This window comes from Adlercreutzia sp. ZJ473, assembly GCF_013185065.1.
In the GTDB taxonomy this organism is placed as follows: Bacteria; Actinomycetota; Coriobacteriia; order Coriobacteriales; family Eggerthellaceae; genus CAAEEV01.
This window is the reverse complement of record NZ_JAAVTO010000097.1, coordinates 1-4,230: the sequence shown is the minus strand read 5'-3', so window position 1 is coordinate 4,230 and position 4,230 is coordinate 1. Positions and strand designations below refer to the sequence as shown.

3 protein-coding genes are annotated in these 4,230 nt (G+C 68.8%); all 3 read left to right on the top strand.

Translation table 11 applies throughout. The features are described from left to right. Nucleotides 1-657: 657 nt before the first annotated feature. Nucleotides 658-1,689, top strand: coding sequence for a diacylglycerol kinase family protein (locus HRL41_RS12525; protein WP_172137165.1), 1,032 nt, complete (start codon nt 658-660; stop codon nt 1,687-1,689). Between the two features lie 39 nt (nt 1,690-1,728). Then, on the top strand, nt 1,729-4,020 hold the full coding sequence (locus HRL41_RS11640) for an RND family transporter (protein ID WP_253904892.1): 2,292 nt from the start codon (nt 1,729-1,731) through the stop codon (nt 4,018-4,020). Further along, the coding region (locus HRL41_RS11635; protein ID WP_216662679.1) for a hypothetical protein at nt 4,013-4,230 on the top strand (218 nt) is incomplete at its 3' end. The genes HRL41_RS11640 and HRL41_RS11635, both read left to right, overlap by 8 nt.

The following is a 4,230-nucleotide window of genomic DNA, read 5'->3' as shown; positions in this document are numbered from 1 at the left end:
TCTTTCTCGATTCTTGGTCGATAAGAGATTAGGGGAGCCCCCTTCGCCTCGCTCCGGCTCGTCGGCCAGCCTGGCGGCTGCCCTCGTCGCCGGAGTCGCTATACCTCCCCAAAAACGTTACGCCGTGTCGCGCGGCTGGCTCTCCGGCGGGCCCTCCCGCGAGGCGAAGCGGGCGAATTTGCGCGGCGGGTCGAACGAAATCGCCCGTCGAAACGGGCGCGGGGAAGGCGCGCGGGGCTTCGCGAGCCTCCTCGCGCAGGCCCGGTGGGCCTCGTGCGTGGGCCGTGCAGATTTGGGCGCGCATTTTGGCAGAAATCTTCAGATGTTTGTCGCTCGAAAGGGTTACAAGTCTCAAAAGAGATCCGATTGCCCGCAATATGTCAGGTATGATGTACAAAACAGCTCATTCGGGGCCCAAATGGGGCTTGCCGGGGATACGGGAAGACAAAGAACTGAAGATTTCTGCCAAAATGGCTTTCGTTTTCTGCACGGTCTGTCTCGCGTCCCGATTCGCGTTCGTTTTCCGTGCAGCCCGGCGCGCGTTCCAGCTCGTGTTCGACTCATGCACGGCCCGGCGCGCGTTCCAGCTTGTGTTCGACTCATGCACGGCCTGGCGCGCTCCGGCTCGTGTTCGGTTCATGCAAAGGTAGGTGAGAGGTGAACAGGTTCAGGCGCATCGCGGTGGTGGTGAACCCGGCGGCGCGAAACGGCGCGGGAGCGCAGGCGGCGTCACGCGTGGAGGAGGAGCTCCTACGCGCGTTCGGCACGCCCGACGCCTTCGACGTGATGCTCACCGCGGGTCCGGGGCACGCCGCCGATATAGCCGAGCACCTCCACCAGGCGTACGGCACCGTGCTCGCTGTCGGCGGCGACGGGCTCGTGCACGAGGTGGCGGGCGGCCTCATGCGCCGCGACGAGGCCGCCCGCCCCATGCTCGGCGTGATTCCCATGGGCTCGGGCGACGACTATGCGGCGACGCTCGGCATGTCGTCGCGCATCGAGCGCGCGGTCGCGCAGGTGCTCGAGTGCAACACGCGCCTGCTCGACGTGGGGTGCGTGAACGGCGAGTTCTTCGTGGAGACGCTGTCGTTCGGCCTCGACGCGGCCATCGCGCTCGACACGGTCGAGCGCCGCCGCCGCACGGGGCGCACCGGCACGCTGCTCTACCTGGAGAGCGGCATCGACCAGATGCTTCACCACCTCGAGTCCGCGCGCTACGAGGCCGAGCTCGAAGGAGGGGAGGGCGCCTTCGGCGACGAGGCCGCCGCTGGCAACGCGGCCGCCCCTGACGACGGCCCCGCGCCCGCATCAGCCACGGCCCTCGACGACGGCCCTGCGCCCGCAGGTCCGACGCGCGCGATATCCGGGGAGTCCTACATCTTCGCCGTGCAGATCGGCCCCACCTACGGCGGGCGCTTCAAGGTGTGCCCCCAGGCCGATCCCGCAGACGGCCTCTTCGACATCTGCCTCGCGCACCCGCCCTTGAACTCGCTTTCCGCCATGGTCATCTTCCTTCTGGCGAAAGGCGGGCACCACGTGCGCTTCCGCCGGATCGAGCAGCTCCGCGCGCGCCGCCTCGAGGTGACGTTCGACCGCCCGCTCGCCGCTCAGGCTGACGGCGAGCGGGTCTTGGGCACGCGGTTTTGCGTGGATATGGTGCCGCGCGCGCTCAAGGTGCTGATGGGGTAGGCTCTCGCGCTATCATACGAGGCGAAAGACACGTCTCAGATGGGGTACAAGCTGCGTATGGACCGGCTCATCAGCGGAATAATCGCGCATCGGCGCGCGGTGGTCGCGGCGTTTCTCGCCGTGGCGGTCGTGTGCGCGGCGTGCATCCCGTTCGTGCGCACGAACTACGACATGGCGGACTACCTGCCGCCTTCGGCGCAGTCGACCACGGCGGTCGAGATCATGTCCACCCAGTTCGACCAGGCCATCCCGAACGCCTACGTGATGGTGCGCGACGTGTCGGTGGCCGACGCGCTCGCCGTGAAGGCCGGCCTCGCCGACCTTCCGGGCGTCGAGGACGTCATGTGGCTCGACGACATAGTCGACGTGACGGTCCCTCTCGAGGTGCTCGACCCCTCCACGGTGGAAGCCTACTACAAGGACGGCGCGGCGCTTTTCCAGGTGTCGGTCGCGGAGGGCGAGGAGGGCCCGGGCGTCGCCGCCCTGCGCGCCTACGTCGACGCGCTCGGCGAGGGCAACGCCGTCTCGGGCGACGCGGCCGACATCGCGCAGATGCAGTCGAGCGTGGTCGAGCAGGTGGGCATGGCGGTCGCCATCGTGGTCCCGGCCATCGTCCTTCTGCTCGTGCTCTCGACGCTCTCGTGGATCGAGCCGCTGCTGTTTCTGCTGGCCATCGGCGTGTCCATCCTCATCAACATGGGGACGAACCTCGTCCTCGGCGAGGTGTCGTTCATCACGTTCTCGGTGAGTCCCATCCTGCAGCTGGCCGTGTCGCTCGACTACGCCATCTTCCTTCTGCACGCGTTCGCCTCCGAGCGCCTGCGCGGCGACGGCGTCGAGGCCGCCATGGCGCGCGCCATGCGCTCGTCGGTGTCGACCATCGCGGCGAGCGCCGTGACCACGCTGTTCGGCTTCGCGGCGCTGTCCTTCATGCAGTTCCAGATCGGCGCTGACCTGGGGCTGAACCTGGTCAAGGGCATCGTGCTCAGCTTCGTGACCGTGGTGGTGTTCCTCCCCGCGGTCACGCTCCTTTTGTGCAAGCTCATCGACAAGACGGCGCACCGCCCGCTCATGCCCTCGTTCAAGGGCGTCGACAAGGTGCTGCGCCACGTGCGCGTGCCGGCGCTCGTGCTCGTGCTCGCGCTCGTGGTGCCCGCCTTCCTGGGGCAGGCGCACGCCACCTTCACCTACTCGAACGGCCAGCCCGACCTCACGCTGCGCTCGGGCGCCGACACGGCGGCGGTGCGCGAGGAGTTCGGGCAGCAGAACGTGGTGGCGGTGCTCGTGCCGCGCGGCAACATCGCGGCCGAGGCGGCGCTGTCGGACGACCTGGCGCAGCTCGACCACGTGACGGGCGTGATGTCGTACGCGTCCATGGTGGGCGCGGCCATCCCGCAGGAGTGGCTCGGGGAGGGCGTGACCTCGCAGTTCTACTCCGACGAGTACGCGCGCATCGTGGCGTCGGTCGACACCGAGGTGGAGGGCGACGAGGCGTTCGCCACGGTGGAGGAAATCGCGCAGACGACGGCGCGCCGCTACGACACGTTCTACACGGCCGGGCAGTCGGCGAACCTCTATGACATGCGCAACGTGGTGGCGGTTGACAACGTGGTGGTGAGCCTGGTGGCGGTGATCGCCATCTTCGCGGTGCTGCTCGTCACCTTCCGCTCGCTCGCGCTGCCCTTCGCGCTGCTGCTCGCCATCGAGTCGGGCATCTGGATCAACCTGAGCATCCCGTACTTCACGGGCACGCCCATCAACTTCATCGGCTACCTGGTGATCAACACCGTGCAGCTCGGCGCCACCATCGACTACGGCATCCTGCTCACCACGCACTACCTGCGCGCGCGGAAGCTGATGCCGGCGCGCGCCGCGGCGGCAGCGGCCCTCGGGACGAGCTTCCGCTCGCTGCTGGTTTCGGCAGGCATCCTGGCTTCGGCGGGCTTCGCGCTGTCGTTCTCGTCGTCCATCTCGGCGGTGTCGACGCTCGGCCTGCTCCTCGGCCGCGGCGCGCTCATATCGCTCGCGCTCGTGACCTGCTTTCTGCCTGCGCTGCTCATCGGCCTTGACGGCATCATCCGCCGCACCACCTTCCGCGCGGGGTTCTACGCGCCCTCCGTATCTGACGCGCTCGTTGTGCCCGCAGGCGCGAGCTCGCCTGCCGTGGCGTGCGAGCCTGCGCCATCTGCTGCGGCGTGCGAGCCTGCGCCACCCGCCGCGTCATCTGCCGTGCTATCTGCGCCATCCGATGCGCCACCCGCCGCGTCATCTGCGCCTTCCGCGTCGCCCGCGCCTTTCGCGGGCGCGAGCAAAGGAGAGAACCATGAGTGAGAAGCCCTTCGCCAACCGCGTATTCGCTCGCCGCCGCGCCATCGCCACCCGCAGCGTCGGCAGCCGCAGCGTGGCTCTTCTGGCCGTTGCGATCGCCTTGGCGTGCGCGCTGACCGCCACGGCGCTGGCGAAGGAGGGCGACGCTCCCGCAGGCGGCGCGGACGGCGCGGGCAGCTCCGGCGCGCCGTCGGCCGCCGCGGCGCCGGCGAC